This is a genomic window from Microbacterium proteolyticum, from assembly GCF_014192415.1.
GTDB classification, from domain to species: domain Bacteria; phylum Actinomycetota; class Actinomycetes; order Actinomycetales; family Microbacteriaceae; genus Microbacterium; species Microbacterium proteolyticum.
In genome coordinates this window covers 333,055-346,811 of the sequence record NZ_JACHXY010000003.1, presented here as the reverse complement: position 1 = coordinate 346,811, position 13,757 = coordinate 333,055, and the positions used below count along the sequence as shown (strand labels likewise).

The following is a 13,757-nucleotide window of genomic DNA, read 5'->3' as shown; positions in this document are numbered from 1 at the left end:
CGCGGACCGGCGAACGAAGGCGGGGGCCATGCGTACGGGATCCAACCTGCCCGCGGTGGGGGAGTACAACCAGACGCTGGTGCTCGACCTGATCCGCCGTTCGCCCGAGGGGCTCAGCCGGGTGGAACTCTCTGCCCGAACCGGTCTGAGCGCCCAGACGTTGAGCAACGTCACCCGGCGCCTCGCCGATGAGGGGCTCATCGTCGAGGCGGGCAAGGTCATCTCCGGTCCCGGCAAGCCCCGGACGCTGCTGAAGCTCGACCCTCGCTCCCGCTTCGCCGTGGGGGTGCACCTCGATCCCGTCGTCGACACGATCGTCGTCGTCGACATGGCCGGCGAGGTCATCGTGCACGACGAGATCCCGCGCGCACCTCACGCCACCCCCGCGGAACTGGTGGAGGCCGTGGGCGCCGCCGTCGACTCGATCGTGGAACGCGCGGGCATCTCCCGCGATCTCGTGCTCGGTGTGGGTGTGGCCGCTCCCGGCCCCTTCGACGCCCGGGGCGGGCGACTGCTCGACCCGCCGCTGCTCCCGCAATGGCACAACGTCAACGTGCGCGAGGACCTCGGTGCCGTCACCGGCTTGCCGGTCCTCGTCGAGAAGGACGTCACCGCGGCGATGATCGGCGAGATGTGGTTCGACCGCTCCGACCGGCTGACCGACGCGATGTTCCTGTACTACGGCGCCGGTGTGGGGCTCGGCGTGGCCATCGCGGGCGCGCCGGTGCGCGGGCGCACCGGCAACGCCGGCGGCATCGCCCACGTCGTCGTCGACCCCGACGGACCGCGCTGCGCGTGCGGGTCGCGCGGGTGCCTGGGCGTGTCGATCGAGCCGCGCGTGCTCCTCGCCGAAGCCGGCTACGACGCGGGCGACGCGGGCGACACGCGGCCCCACCTCGATCGCCTGGTCGCCGGTGCGCACCGGGGCGACGCGCGGGCGGTCGAGGTGCTGGAGCGGGCGGGGGAGCGGATCGCACGCGCCCTCGTGGTGACCAACAACCTCCTCGACGTCGACGAGGTCGTGCTCGGCGGCCCGGTCTGGGAGCGGCTCGCGGGAGTGCTCGGCGACACGGTGGCCGCGCGTGTGTCCAGCGATCCGGTGTCGACCTCGACGCGGGCGATCGTCGTCCGCCGCTCTCTCGTCGGCCTCGATGTGGCCGCGGTGGGAGCCGCCTGCCTCTTGCTCGACGGTGCGTTCGCGGCGCGACCCGCCCGCATGATGATCGCTCTCTGAGGCGGTTTTCCGCGGATCACGGGTGTCCGTGGCTGGATCGTTACCGAGAGGACGACACCCGGACTTGCCGAGTTAGTCCATTTGATTTATAAAAGTTCCTGGCGACGCGGTGTCTCCACCCGAGCAAGGGAGCTTCCATGAAGAAACTGACGATGGCGACCGGTCTTCTGACCGCCACCGCCCTGACCGTGGCCCTGGCCGGCTGTTCCGGCGGCAGCGCCGACGCGGGCGACAGCACGACCATCCGGGTGGCGTACCAGACCACGGCGACCTTCGACGCCATGCAGACGCTGATGGAGAACGCCAAGCAGCAGTACGAGGCCGCGCATGAGGGCATGACCGTCGAGCTCGTCCCGATCCAGGCCGAGGGCGCCGACTACTACACGAAGCTCGCGCTGATGAACAAGTCGGCCAGCACCGCCCCCGACGTCCAGTACGAAGACACGTTCAAGATCCAGTCCGACGCGGCCGCCGGCTACCTGCTGCCCCTCGACGACTACCTCGCCTCGTGGGAGGACTGGTCGCAGTTCGCCGAGGGCGCCCAGCAGGCCGGCCTCGGTCCCGACGGCAAGACCTACGGCGTCTCGCTCGGAACCGACACCCGCGGCCTCTGGTACAACAAGGCCGTCTTCACCGCCGCCGGCATCCCGGTGCCGTGGCAGCCGAAGACCTGGGACGACGTGCTCTCCGCCGCCGAGAAGGTCAAGGCCTCGAACCCCGACGTCATCCCCCTCAACGTCTACTCGGGCAAGACCGCGGGTGAGGCCGCGTCCATGCAGGGCCTCGAAATGCTCCTCTACGGCACCGAGGACACCCTCTACGACACCGACACCAAGAAATGGGTCGTCGGCAGCCAGGGCTTCGCAGACTCCCTGCAGTTCGTCTCCGACGTCTACCAGGGCGGCCTCGGCCCGTCGCTGCAGCAGGCGCTCGACCCCAACATCTTCACCAGCGTGACCGCCGACTGGCTGCCGTCGGGCAAGCTCGCGATGGCGCTCGACGGCTCGTGGCAGTCGGCCGCGTGGGTCGAGGGCGGGTCGGCCGCGTGGCCCGAGTGGAGCGACGCCCTCGGCATCGCCGCCATGCCCACCCAGGACGGCCAGGCTCCCGGCTCGACGAGCATGTCGGGTGGCTGGACCCTCGCCATCGGCAAGAACACCAAGAACGCCGACGCCGCGTGGGACTTCCTCTCGACCGCGGTGAATAAGGACAACGCCACCGCCTACGGCATCGACAACAGCCAGATCGCCGTGCGCGCCGACGTCGCCGAGTCCAGCGAGTACCTCGATGCGAACCCCAGCTTCGAGACCTTCTCGAGCTTCGTCGACACCACGCACTTCCGTCCCGCGACCGAGGACTACGACAAGATCTCCAACCAGATCCAGGTCGCCATGGAGGCCGTCATGACCGGTCAGTCCAGCGTCTCGGACGCTGCCGCCGCCTACGACCAGGCCGTCGTCGGCATCGTCGGCGAAGAGAACACCCAGAAGGGCTGAGTCGTGACCGCCCTGGCGCAGACCGGGGCGACCGGCACCGGCCGGGGGTCGCGCGTGAAGACGCGCGGCCTCCGGTCGTCGGCCCGGGCGCTCCCTCTCCTTCCCGCAGCCGTGCTGCTCGCGGTGTTCCTGCTCGGCCCGATCCTCGTGTCGCTGTGGGGCTCGCTCACCAACGCCACCCTCTCGGGTTCGACCGCCGTCGCGAGCGAGTTCATCGGGTTCGACAACTACACCCAGCTGTTCAAGGCCCCCGATTTCCCCGTCTCGGTGATCAACACGATCGTCTTCGTGTTCTTCTCGGCCGTGATCGGGCAGAACGTGCTCGGCCTGGCGCTCGCCCTCATGATGCGCTCGGGCAACCGCGTCGTCACCGCCGTCGTCGGCACCGTCGTCGTCACGGCGTGGGTGCTCCCCGAGATCGTCGCGGCCTTCGCCGCCTACGCCTTCTTCCGTGACAACGGCACGCTCAACGCCATCCTCGCCCTCTTCGGTGCCGAGCCGGTCAGCTGGTTGTTCACCCTGCCCGTGCTCATGGTCATCTTCGCCAACATCTGGCGCGGGACGGCGTTCTCGATGATGGTCTACTCCGCCGCCCTCGCCGACGTGCCGCCCGAGATCACCGAGGCCGCCGAGGTCGACGGCGCGAGCGGCATCAAGCGCCTCATCTTCATCACGATCCCCATGATCCGCTCCACCATCGGCACCAACTCGATGATCGTGACCCTGCAGACCCTCTCGGTCTTCACGCTGATCTTCGTCATGACCGGCGGTGGACCCGGCAATGCGAGCACGACGCTGCCGATCCTCGCCTACCAGCAGGGTCTGAAGTTCGGCGAACTGGGCTACGGCACGGCCATCGCCACGATCATGCTGCTCATCGGTGCGGTGTTCTCGTTCTTCTACGTCCGCGCGCTGCGCGAGGAGGTCTCGTCGTGAGTGCCACCACCACCCTCCCCGAAGTGTCGGGTCGCAGCCGGTCCGGTTCCCGGGCCCTGAAGAAGACAAAGGCGTCTCTGTCGTCGCCGCGCACCCGCGCGCTACGCGTCGTGAGCAACACGCTGCTCATCGTCGTCGGCATCCTGTTCGTCGTCCCGCTCATCTGGCTCGTCACCGCCTCGCTCGACGCGCAGCCGACGCTCGCGATCAAGATGCCCGAGGTCGTCACCCTCGACAACTTCGCGGCCGTGATGAAGCCCGACCTGCTGTTCCTCCCGCTGTGGAACAGCGTGCTGCTCGCGGGCGGCACGGCCATCGCGACGGTGGTGCTGGCGTCTCTGGCGGCCTACCCTCTGTCGCGCTACAAGATGCGCGTCGGCAAGCCCTTCCTGTACGCGGTGCTGTTCGGTACGTGCCTGCCGATCACGGCGATCATGGTGCCGGTCTACAGCCTGTTCGTGCAGCTCAACCTCATCGACTCCATCGGCGGCACCATCCTCTTCCTCACCGCGAGCGCGCTGCCGATCGCGATCTGGATGATGAAGAACTTCATGGACGGCGTCCCCGTCGAGCTCGAGCACGCGGCCTGGATGGACGGCGCGGGTTCGATGCGCACTCTCGTGCAGATCGTCCTCCCGCTCATGCGTCCCGGGATCGCCGTGGTGTTCATCTTCACGTTCATCCAGGCGTGGGGGAACTTCTTCGTGCCGTTCGTGCTGCTGCTCAGCCCCGACTACCAGCCCGCTGCCGTCAGCATCTTCAACTTCTTCGGGTCGTTCGGAGCCGTGGCCTACGGGCAGCTCGCGGCGTACTCGATCGTCTACTCCCTGCCCGTCCTCGGCCTGTACGTGCTCGTGCAGCGCGGCCTCGGTGGCCCGTCGGCACTCGCCGGCGCCGTCAAGGGCTGACCCGTCCCCCCAGACAAGGAATCAACTTCATGCACGACCGCACCGCACTCATCGAGATGCGCATCGAGCGCTTCATCCGCGAGCGTCTGGTCTCCGCCGTCTACCGCGCCCGTCAGCCCCTGACCGTTTCGGCGTGGGAGGCTCCGGGCGAGCCCGTGACCTTCGACGAGGCTCGGGATGCCGCGTACCGCCCCTTCGCGATCGGAGCCCCGTGGGGGCGGGCGTGGGGGACCACCTGGTTCGCCGTGGCGGGCGAGATTCCGGCCGACTGGCGCGACCCCTCGGGAGCTCTTCCCGCGGGCACCGTGGCCGAGCTCGTGATCGACCTCGGCTTCACGGCCGGTCAGAGCGGCTTCCAGTGCGAGGCGCTCGTGTGGAACCGCGAGGGTGCGCCCATCAAGGGCGTCTCGCCGTTCAACAGCGCCACCCCCGCGGCGATCGACGCCGACGGACGCGTCGACGTGCTGGTCGAGGCCGCCTCGAACCCCGATGTGGGCAGTCTCTTCACGTTCGAGCCGACTCCCGTGGGCGACCCGGCGACCGCGGGCGATGCTCCGCTGTACACGCTCCGCGACATCTCGATCGGGCTCCGCGACCTCGCCGTGTGGGAGCTCCTGCAGGACTTCCGTCTGCTCCACGGCCTGATCGCCGAGCTCGATGCCACCTCCGCGCGTCGCGCGACCCTGCTCGAGGCGATGGATGCCGCGATCGACGCGGTCGATCCCCACGACGTCGCCGGAACCGCCCAGGCCGGCCGCGACGTGCTGGCTCCGCTGATGGCGGCGCCCGCGGCATCCAGTGCCCACGTGCTCCACGCCGTCGGACATGCGCACATCGACTCCGCGTGGCTCTGGCCCGTGCGCGAGACCGCCCGAAAGGTCTCGCGCACGTTCAGCAACGTGCTCTCGCTCATGGACGAAGACCCCGAGTTCGTCTTCGCGAGCTCCTCTGCGCAGCAGTTCGCGTGGATGAAGGAGCACTACCCGGCACTCTGGGAGCGCCTGAAGGCCCGCGTCGCCGAGGGGCGCTTCGTGCCCGTGGGCGGCATGTGGGTCGAATCCGACACCAACATGGTCGGCGGCGAGGCCATGGCCCGCCAGTTCGTGGAGGGCAAGAGCTTCTTCCTCGAGGAGTTCGGCATCGACACCGAGGAGGTGTGGCTGCCCGACTCCTTCGGCTACAGCGGAGCCCTGCCCCAGATCATGAAGGCGGCGGGCGCCCGCTGGTTCCTCACGCAGAAGATCTCGTGGAACGAGACCAACCGGATCCCGCACCACACCTTCCGCTGGGAGGGCATCGACGGATCGCGCATCTTCACGCACTTCCCGCCCGTCGACAAGTACAACTCCGAGGTGACCGCGGCCGACCTCGCGCACGCCGAGCGCAACTTCGCCGACAAGGGCCGCGCCCGCACCTCGCTCCTGCCCTACGGTTTCGGCGACGGCGGCGGCGGGCCCACCCGAGAGATGACCGCGACGATCGCCCGCACCCATTCGCTCGAGGGTGCCCCGATCGTGAAGCACTCCACCCCGCGGGAGTTCTTCGAGACCGCCGAGGCCGAGTACGCCGATCCCGCCGTCTGGGCGGGGGAGCTGTACCTCGAGTTCCACCGCGGCACCTACACGAGCCAGCTGCGCACCAAGCAGGGCAACCGTCGCAGCGAGCACCTGCTGCGCGAGGCGGAGCTGTGGGCGGCGACCGCGACCGTGCGCACGGGGGCTGCCTACCCGGCCGACACCTTCCAGCGCCTGTGGCGCCTGGTGCTGCTGCAGCAGTTCCACGACATCCTGCCCGGCACCTCGATCGCCTGGGTGCACCGGGATGCCGAGCGCAACTACGCAGCGATCCAGGCGGAGCTCGAGCAGGTCATCGCCGACAGCCTCCGCGCCCTCGTCGGCACGGGCGTCCGTTCGATCGTCGCCAACGCGGCCCCGCATCGCCGCGCCGGGGCTCCGGCCCTCGCGATCGCCCCGGCGACCCCCGAGGCCGACGTGGCACCCCGCGTCGAGGGCGAGGGTTTCGTGCTCGACAACGGCATCGTCCGCGCCGAGATCGACGGCCGTGGACTGATCGTGTCGCTCGTCGACCTGGCATCCGCGAGGGAGGTCGTTCCCGCGGGCCGGACCGCCGGACTCTTCGAGGTCTTCCGCGACACCCCCACCCAGTGGGACGCGTGGGACATCGACGAGACCTACCGTCGCCACGCGACGCCCCTCGACTCCGCCGACAGCGTGCGGGTCGACGGCGACGCGATCGTCGTCGAGCGCACCGTCGGCGACTCCGCCATCGCGCAGCGCATCGCGCTCGCCGAGGGCTCGCGCACGGTGCGCCTGTCGCTCGACGTCGACTGGCATGAGCAGCAGAAACTGCTCAAGCTCGGCGTTCCCGTCGACGTGCACACCGACCGGGCGGCATCCGAGATCCAGTTCGGGCACATCGTGCGCCCGACGCACACGAACACCTCGTGGGACTCGGCGCGCTTCGAGACCGCCGCGCACCGCTGGGTGCGCGTGGCCGAGCCGGGCTTCGGCGTCGCAGTGACGAACGATTCCACCTACGGGCACGACATCACCCGCCACGAACGCGAGGCCGGTGGCACGTACTCCCTGGTGCGACTGTCGATCATCCGCTCGGCGATGTTCCCCGACCCGGGCCAAGACCAGGGCGCGCACCACCTCGAGGTCGGCATCGTCGTGGGAGCCGAGGTGGCCGACGCCGTCGCCGAGGGCTACCGCACCAACCTGCCGACGCGCGTGGTGACCGATGCCGCCGAGACCACGGTCGCGCCGTTGGTCGCGATCGACGTGCCCGGTGTCGTCGTCGAGGCCGTCAAGCTCGCGCAGGACGGCTCGGGCGACGTGGTGGTGCGGCTGTACGAGGCGCTGGGCGAGCGGACCCGCGCGCGCCTCGAGGCCGGCTTCGAGGTGTCGGGCGTGATCGAGACCGACCTGCTCGAGCGCGAGGTCGACGCCGCCGCGGTGTCGAGCGTCTCGGGCGGCGCGGTCGAGCTCGACCTGCGTCCGTTCCAGCTGGTGACGCTGCGCCTGAAGCGCTGATCACCGGCGCCCGCGGGCGCGAACGAGACCGGTGCGGCCGGGGAGAGAGACGCCCCCGGTCGCACCGTCGTGTCCGGGGTCGGAAGGCGGCGACCCCCATGAGCAGCACGGATGCCGCCATCGCGGCGGGCGGCCCTGCGTCCGGCCGCTGACGCCCTCGCCTCCTCGTGGTGTGTCGGGCGTCGGCGCCCCGGTGCTCGGCTGTGCGGCGGCGCTCGCGCCGGCCGCCTCGCACCGGGCGCTCCCCGCTCGACGGCCGCGGGTGGGAGGAGGGTCGCAGGTCGGGTAGGCTTTACTCGGCTCTCCGCGTGGCGGCATCCAGGCCAACTCCCCCAGGACGGAAACGTAGCAAGGGTAACCAGGCTCTACCGGGTGCGCGGAGGGTCTTTTTCTTTGCCCGCGCGACCGTCTCGTCGCGCGCCGACGTCACGCTCAGCGCGGGCGTCAGCGGCGGGCGAACGGCCCGTCCAGCACCGCCCACTGCAGCAGCATGATCGTCTTGGCATCCTGAATCGATCCCTCGCGGATCATCGCCACCGCCTCGTCGATGGCGTACTCGAGGATCTCGATCTCCTCGCCCTCCTCGATGAGACCGCCGCGGTCGCCCACGCGCGTCGAGCCGTCGTAGGCCGCGGCGAAGAAGTGCAGGCGCTCGGTCACCGACCCCGGGCTCATGTAGACGTCGAAGACGTGCTGCACGTCGTCGACGCGCACGCCGGTCTCCTCCTCGGCCTCGCGGCGGATCGCGGTGACGGGGTCGTCGTCGTCGAGGAGCCCCGCGGCGGTCTCGATCAGCATGCCGTCGGGGTGGTCGTTGACGTAGACGGGGTAGCGGAACTGCCGGGTGAGCAGCACGGTGCGCCGCGCCGGGTCGTAGAGGAGGATCGTCGCGCCGTTGCCCCGGTCGTATGTTTCGCGCGTCTGGGTGACCCATTCGCCGTCCTCGCCGCGGTACCGGAAGGTCGTGGCGCGCAGGACGTGCCATCCCGCGGCGAGCAGCTCGACACCGTCGACCTTCACACGGGGATTGCGGTCGAGGTCGCGGCCGGTCAGGTGCAGGTCGGTGCGCCCGCGATGGTCGGGGACGGTCGTTCCGGGGAGAGGAGCCGAGGGGGTCACGCTCGCGAGCCTAGATGTCGTGGACGGGACGCGACGTCAGCGATGGGCACGACGTCGCTCGGATCCGGGGTGTCGGGGCTGAGGGTGCGCGGATCGCCGAGGCGAGGGCCGGCTCTCGACGTACGCGCCTGATCACTCGACGACGAAACAACCCCCGGGCGATGTCAGGGCCCCGCAATAGGCTGGGACACGTGACGCAGAGCATCTACATCACGTCGGCCGAAGGTCATTCGGGCAAGTCCTCCGTGGCGCTGGGCGTGCTCGACGCGCTCAGCCGCGTCACACCGCGCGCGGGGGTGTTCCGGCCCATCGCGCGCTCCACGGCCGAACGCGACTACGTGCTCGAGATGCTGCTCGATCACGACAGCGTCGACCTCGCCTACGACGACTGCGTCGGCGTCACCTACGACGACGTGCGCGATGACGCCGATGCGGCGCTCGCCCGCATCGTCGAGCGGTACAAGGCCGTCGAGGCGCAGTGCGATGCGGTCGTCGTCATCGGCAGCGACTACACCGACGTGGGCAGCCCCGCCGAGCTCGCGTTCAACGCCCGCATCGCCGCCAATCTCGGTGCACCGGTGCTGCTCGTGCTCGGCGGCCGGGCGCAGCAGGGACACAGCGAGACGCTGGGCCTGTCCGTGGCCCGGACCCCGCAAGAGGTCGGTCAGATCGCCTCCCTGGCCATCTCCGAGTTGCAGCACGAGCGGGCGGCGCTGTTCGCCGTCATCGCCAACCGCGCCGACGCCGATCGCCTCGACGAGGTCGTGGCATCCGTTCGCCACGTCGTCGATGCGGCCTCGTTCGACGCCGCCGCCGTCGGATCGGCCGCCGACGAGCGAACCGTGCCGGTGTGGGCCCTGCCCGAAGACCGCTTCCTCATCGCCCCCTCGATGCGCGGTGTGCTGCGCTCGGTCGAGGGCGAGCTCATCAAGGGTGATCCGGCGCTGCTGACCCGCGAGGTCCTGGGTGTCGTGGTCGCGGGCATGTCGATGGTCAACGTGCTGCCGCGTCTGAAGGAGTCCGCGGTCGTGGTCATCCCCGCCGATCGCACCGAAGTGCTGCTGGCGGCCCTCCTCGCCAACGCCTCCGGCACCTTCCCCTCCCTAGCGGGCATCGTGCTCAACGGCGGGTTCGAGCTCCCCGACGCGATCGTGCGCCTCATCGACGGTCTCGGGTCGCCTTTGCCGATCATCGCCACAGACCTCGGCACCTACGACACGGCCGTGCGCATCATGAACACCCGGGGGCGCCTCGCCGCCGACTCCCAGCACCGGTACGACACCGCCCTCGCGCTGTTCGAGCGTCACGTCGACACCGAGCAGCTCACTCGCGAGCTGGGCATCGCCCGCCCGAGCGTGGTCACCCCGCTGATGTTCGAGTACGGCCTCGTCGACCGCGCCCGCGCCGACAAGCGCCGCATCGTGCTGCCGGAAGGAAGCGATGACCGGGTGCTCCGCGCCGCCGCCACCGTGCTCGCGCGCGGCATCGCCGATCTGACCATCCTCGGCGAGCCGATCGAAGTGCGCGGGCGCGCGATCGAACTCGGTATCGACATCCGCGATGCCGAGGTGCTCAGCCCCTTCGACGCCGTGCACGTCGAGAAGTTCGCCGTCGAGTACGCGCGGCTGCGCGCCCACAAGGGCGTCACCCACGCCCAGGCCGCCGACACGGTGACCGACGTGTCGTACTTCGGCACCCTCATGGTGCACCTGGGCCTCGCCGACGGCATGGTCTCGGGCGCGGCGCACACCACGGCCCACACCATCCGCCCCGCGTTCGAGATCATCAAGACCGCCCCGGGCGTCTCGGTCGTCTCGAGCGTCTTCCTCATGGCGCTCGCCGACCGCGTGCTCGTCTACGGCGACTGCGCCGTCATCCCCGACCCCACTAGCGAGCAGCTCGCCGACATCGCGGTGTCGTCGGCGGCGACGGCCGAGCAGTTCGGCATCGCCCCCCGCGTGGCGATGCTGTCCTACTCCACGGGCGAATCCGGCACGGGCGCCGACGTCGAGAAAGTGCGCAGCGCCACCGCGCTCGTGCGCGAGCGTGCGCCCGAGCTGCTGGTCGAGGGACCGATCCAGTACGACGCCGCCGCCGATGCGGCCGTCGCACGCGCCAAGATGCCCGGCTCCGCGGTCGCGGGACGCGCGACGGTGTTCGTCTTCCCCGACCTGAACACCGGCAACAACACCTACAAGGCCGTCCAGCGCTCCGCGGGTGCGGTGGCCATCGGGCCCGTCCTGCAGGGCCTGAACAAGCCCATCAACGATCTGTCGCGCGGCGCGCTCGTCGACGACATCGTCAACACCATCGCGATCACGGCGATCCAGGCCCAGGGAAGCTCGGCGACCGAAGCTCCCGCAGAAGGGAGCGCCTCGTGAGCGTCGTCCTCGTCGTCAACAGCGGCTCGTCGTCGTTCAAGTACCAGCTGCTCGACATGGAGCACGAGCACGTGCTCGCGTCCGGGTTGGTCGAGCGCATCGGTGAGGGATCGGGCGTCGCGACGCACACGGTGAAGGCGGCGGCCCTCGCGGACGCCGACGGCCCCGCGCCGACCGTGACCGACGCCACCTACACGATCGAGCGCGAGATCCCCGACCACACGGCCGGGTTCGCCGTCATGCTCGAGGCCTTCGCCGCGCACGGTCCGTCGCTCGAGGAGCGGGCGCCCGTCGCCGTCGGCCACCGCGTCGTGCACGGCGGCGCGCGCTTCTTCGAGCCCACCGTCGTCACCCCGCTCGTCGAGATCAACATCGACGAGCTGTCGGTGCTGGCTCCGCTGCACAATCCGGCGAACCTCGCGGGCATCGTCGCGGCGAAGAAGGCGTTCCCCGACGTTCCGCACGTCGCCGTGTTCGACACCGCCTTCCACCAGTCGTTGGCCCCCGAGGCCTACACCTACGCCATCGACCGCGAGCTCGCCGAGGCGCACCGTATTCGCCGATACGGCTTCCACGGCACGAGCCACAAGTTCGTCAGCGAGGCCGCCGCGGCCTTCGTCGGGCGCCCGCTCGGCGAGCTGAAGCAGATCGTCTTCCATCTCGGCAACGGCGCCTCGGTCGCGGCGATCGAGGGCGGTCGCTCGGTCGACACCTCGATGGGACTCACCCCGCTCGAGGGCCTCGTCATGGGCACGCGCTCCGGTGACCTCGACCCGGCCGTCCAGTTCCATCTCGCGCGCCGCGCCGACATGTCGATCGCCGATCTCGACACCCTCCTCAACAAGCGCTCGGGCCTCCTGGGACTCGCCGGGGTGTCCGACATGCGCGACATCGGAGAGCGACGCGAAGCCGGCGACCCGGCTGCACAGCTCGCGTTCGACGTCTACATCCACCGTCTTCGCGCCTACGCGGGTGCGTACCTCGCTCAGCTCGACGGCGTCGACGTCATCTCGTTCACGGCCGGTGTGGGCGAGAACGCGGTCCAGGTGCGCCAGGAGGCGTTGGCCACGCTCGGCTTCGCGGGCGTCGAGATCGATCCCGAACGCAACGCCCGCCGGGAGCGCGGCATCCGTCGCATCTCCAGCGATTCCTCGCGCGTCGAGGTGCTGGTGGTGCCGACCGACGAAGAACTCGAGATCGCCCGGCAGACGTTGTCGGTCACGGCCTGACTCTCGCGATCGTCAGGAGCCGGCCAGCGCCATGTGCACCTGGTAGCGGTCGCCGCGATACCACGACGTGACGTGCTCGACGGGGATGCCGCTCGCGCGCGACGTGCGCCGGAACACCAGCACCGCCGACCCGGGCGCCACGTCGAGCGTGGTCGCGGTGTCGCCGGCGACGGTCTCCGCCCAGACGGTCTGTTCGGCGGAGTCGATGCGCACGCCGTAGTGCTCGGACAGCACGCTGTACAGAGAGGTGTTCAGGTCGCGGTCGCCGAGGTCGGCCGCGACGCGCGGCGAATACCACCCGAGTTCCAGGGCCATCGGGATGCCGTTCGCCAGGCGGAGGCGCTCGATGGACCAGGCGTGTTCGCCCTCGTCGAGTCCGAGGGCCGCGCGCACCTCGAGGGGTGGTGCCGCCTTCTCGGCATGACGCACGAGCGTCGTCGCCACCATGCCGCGGCGGCGCATGTCCTCGGTGAAGGAGGCGAGGTGCAGATGCGACTGCACGCGTTCGCCGGCGACGAAGGTGCCCTTCCCCTGCAGGGTGTAGAGCTTCTGCTCCTCGATGAGCTGTCGGAGCGCCTCGCGGACGGTCGCGCGACTGACGCCGTGTCGGGCGGAGAGCTCCCGCTCCGAGGGGATGACCGCGTGCGCGGGCCAGGTGGTGCCGATGTCGGAGAGGAGGATGGCGCGCAGCTGCGCGTGCTTGGGGACGGGTTTGGGCGTGACGGCGGCGGTCGGGGCGTCGGCCTCGCGGAGACGGGTCATGACGGCGTCGACTTTCGGTGTTGACACGGTCGGCTCCGGCGACTATTTTCACTGGTACGTACCAGTTTGACCCAGTGGGCGGACCGTGCGGGCGGGCGATTCTTTCCCTCCCCAGCCTATGCGCGTTCGGTGGTGCGTACCGCTGACCCGCCGTCTCATCGAGGAGTGCCCGTGCCCGACATCCTGTCCCCGCTCGTGGGAACCGTCCTACCGCTCTCGGCCGTCCCCGACCAGCTCTTCGCGCAGGGCGCGATGGGGCCCGGGGTCGCGATCGACCCGCCGGCCGAGGTGGTCGATGCGGTCGCCCCCATCGACGGCACCCTCCTGCAGGTCTTCCCGCACGCCTTCGTCGTCGTTGCCGACGACGGACTCGCCGTCCTGGTCCACCTCGGCCTCGACACCGTCCAGCTCCAGGGGCAGGGGTTCACCGCCTTCGCGGCCAAGGGCGACCGCGTGAGCGCGGGCACCCCCGTCATCGCCTACGACGTCCCCGCCATCCGCGCCGCGGGGCTCTCCAGTGTGGTCCCCGTCGTGGTGCTCGAGCGCTCGGCCGACGAGGTCACGGTCGTGAGCGCCGAGGGTGCCGACATCCTGCCCGGCGCCCGGCTCCTGTCCGTCTGATCCGCTCCTTCACCG

General features: G+C 70.2%; 10 protein-coding genes and 1 other RNA gene. 9 read left to right on the top strand and 2 right to left on the bottom strand.

What is annotated here, in order from left to right; genetic code table 11:
* Positions 1-28 precede the first annotated feature (28 nt).
* The 6 genes from FHS07_RS13725 to ffs all read left to right on the top strand — a co-directional run bounded on the left by FHS07_RS13725 (position 29) and on the right by ffs (position 8,022).
* Positions 29-1,234, top strand: a complete 1,206-nt coding sequence (locus tag FHS07_RS13725; protein ID WP_183420460.1) for an ROK family transcriptional regulator — start codon at positions 29-31, stop codon at positions 1,232-1,234.
* A gap of 137 nt (positions 1,235-1,371) precedes the next feature.
* Entirely contained in the window at positions 1,372-2,730 is a 1,359-nt protein-coding gene (locus tag FHS07_RS13720; RefSeq protein ID WP_183420459.1) for an extracellular solute-binding protein, read from the top strand.
* Positions 2,731-2,733: 3 nt separating this feature from the next.
* Positions 2,734-3,666, top strand: coding sequence for an ABC transporter permease subunit (locus tag FHS07_RS13715; protein ID WP_183420458.1), 933 nt, complete (start codon positions 2,734-2,736; stop codon positions 3,664-3,666).
* Between the two features lie 23 nt (positions 3,667-3,689).
* A complete protein-coding gene (locus tag FHS07_RS13710) occupies positions 3,690-4,574 on the top strand; it encodes a carbohydrate ABC transporter permease (protein ID WP_343054739.1) in 885 nt (294 codons plus the stop codon).
* Between the two features lie 29 nt (positions 4,575-4,603).
* A complete protein-coding gene (locus FHS07_RS13705; RefSeq protein ID WP_183420457.1) occupies positions 4,604-7,630 on the top strand; it encodes an alpha-mannosidase in 3,027 nt (1,008 codons plus the stop codon).
* A gap of 295 nt (positions 7,631-7,925) precedes the next feature.
* Positions 7,926-8,022: signal recognition particle sRNA small type (ffs, locus tag FHS07_RS13700), an RNA gene on the top strand.
* A gap of 52 nt (positions 8,023-8,074) precedes the next feature.
* On the opposite strand, the gene FHS07_RS13695 is transcribed toward ffs, so the two are convergent.
* Positions 8,075-8,749 (bottom strand): NUDIX domain-containing protein, encoded by a 675-nt coding sequence (locus tag FHS07_RS13695; RefSeq protein WP_183420456.1) that lies wholly within the window; start codon positions 8,747-8,749, stop codon positions 8,075-8,077.
* Between the two features lie 191 nt (positions 8,750-8,940).
* On the opposite strand from FHS07_RS13695, the gene pta reads away from it, so the two are divergent.
* Positions 8,941-11,130, top strand: coding sequence for a phosphate acetyltransferase (gene pta / locus FHS07_RS13690; RefSeq protein WP_183420455.1), 2,190 nt, complete (start codon positions 8,941-8,943; stop codon positions 11,128-11,130).
* Positions 11,127-12,359, top strand: a complete 1,233-nt coding sequence (locus tag FHS07_RS13685) for an acetate/propionate family kinase (RefSeq protein ID WP_183420454.1) — start codon at positions 11,127-11,129, stop codon at positions 12,357-12,359. Before pta ends, FHS07_RS13685 begins: the two co-directional genes overlap by 4 nt.
* A gap of 12 nt (positions 12,360-12,371) precedes the next feature.
* Here the strand turns inward: FHS07_RS13685 and FHS07_RS13680 are convergent, their stop codons facing one another.
* Positions 12,372-13,121, bottom strand: coding sequence for a GntR family transcriptional regulator (locus tag FHS07_RS13680; protein ID WP_183420453.1), 750 nt, complete (start codon positions 13,119-13,121; stop codon positions 12,372-12,374).
* A 171-nt stretch (positions 13,122-13,292) separates the two neighbouring features.
* Between FHS07_RS13680 and FHS07_RS13675 the strand changes: the two genes are divergently transcribed.
* Complete coding sequence (locus FHS07_RS13675; protein WP_343054724.1) at positions 13,293-13,742, top strand: PTS sugar transporter subunit IIA; 450 nt, start codon at positions 13,293-13,295, stop codon at positions 13,740-13,742.
* Positions 13,743-13,757 lie beyond the last annotated feature (15 nt).

What these genes read in the sequence shown, in the direction of transcription:
- FHS07_RS13725 (WP_183420460.1), top strand. Translation starts at nt 29, where the DNA reads ATGCGTACGGGATCCAACCTGCCCGCGGTGGGGGAGTACAACCAGACG.
- FHS07_RS13720 (WP_183420459.1), top strand. Translation starts at nt 1,372, where the DNA reads ATGAAGAAACTGACGATGGCGACCGGTCTTCTGACCGCCACCGCCCTG.
- FHS07_RS13705 (WP_183420457.1), top strand. Translation starts at nt 4,604, where the DNA reads ATGCACGACCGCACCGCACTCATCGAGATGCGCATCGAGCGCTTCATC.
- FHS07_RS13680 (WP_183420453.1), bottom strand. Translation starts at nt 13,121, where the DNA reads ATGACCCGTCTCCGCGAGGCCGACGCCCCGACCGCCGCCGTCACGCCC.